Origin of the sequence: Flavobacterium araucananum (assembly GCF_002222055.1) — a bacterium.
GTDB lineage: Bacteria > Bacteroidota > Bacteroidia > Flavobacteriales > Flavobacteriaceae > Flavobacterium > Flavobacterium araucananum.
In genome coordinates this window covers 498-1,222 of sequence record NZ_MUGS01000130.1, presented here as the reverse complement: position 1 = coordinate 1,222, position 725 = coordinate 498, and the positions used below count along the sequence as shown (strand labels likewise).

Below are 725 nucleotides of genomic sequence, written 5' to 3'. Positions count from 1 at the left end.
AGATTTCTCTGAAGCTTTGTATTATTATAAATGTTTTATATTTTTTTAAATCAAAAGATCAATTTTATAATTATTTATTCCTTAATACTACCAAGATCTGCAATAAGGAACTCATTAATTTCGCTTAGCAGTTCAAATTCATCTACAGGAAAAAGCTGAAGTACAACTTCTAAAATAAGAGCAACATTAATAGAAGGATTTTTGATTGTCTCTGAAATTTTTTGTGCTTCAGAATCCAATGCCAAAATGCATAATTTAAGCATATTGCTAATAATACAGCCGAGCTCACTATAATTTGACAATTTGATTTGAGCAGTATAATATTCTGTATTATCGATTGGCGTCTTTAAAGTATTTAGATACAGACTCATTAATTTTCTAAGATATTCTAAATCTTTAATTTCTTTCGCTTCCATATATAACCTTATTTTAAATTAATCCTTTCTTTTATGATTATTCAAATTTTGTCATAATTTCTCAAAAAGCGGTTATCTTATATGATAAGATGAAAAATAAAGTAAAAAAGATTTTCAATAGTTGAAAAAAAATACAATTCTCTACTTTAGAAAAAGTCTGCGATGCACTTCAAATAGATTACATACAACTGTTTAAGTTTTAAGATCTTTAATAAATTATGGTATAAAACAAAAGCCACTCCGTTTTAATCAAGTGGCTTTGTTTTTTATTGATTGTAATAGTGAGTGTAAAGTCAAAGACATTTGCGC

1 protein-coding gene is annotated in these 725 nt (G+C 25.9%); it reads right to left on the bottom strand.

Annotated features, from left to right (window positions below; genetic code table 11):
- Nucleotides 1-74: 74 nt before the first annotated feature.
- Complete coding sequence (locus B0A64_RS24790) at nucleotides 75-416, bottom strand: hypothetical protein (RefSeq protein ID WP_089482104.1); 342 nt, start codon at nucleotides 414-416, stop codon at nucleotides 75-77.
- Between the last annotated feature and the right edge of the window lie 309 nt (nucleotides 417-725).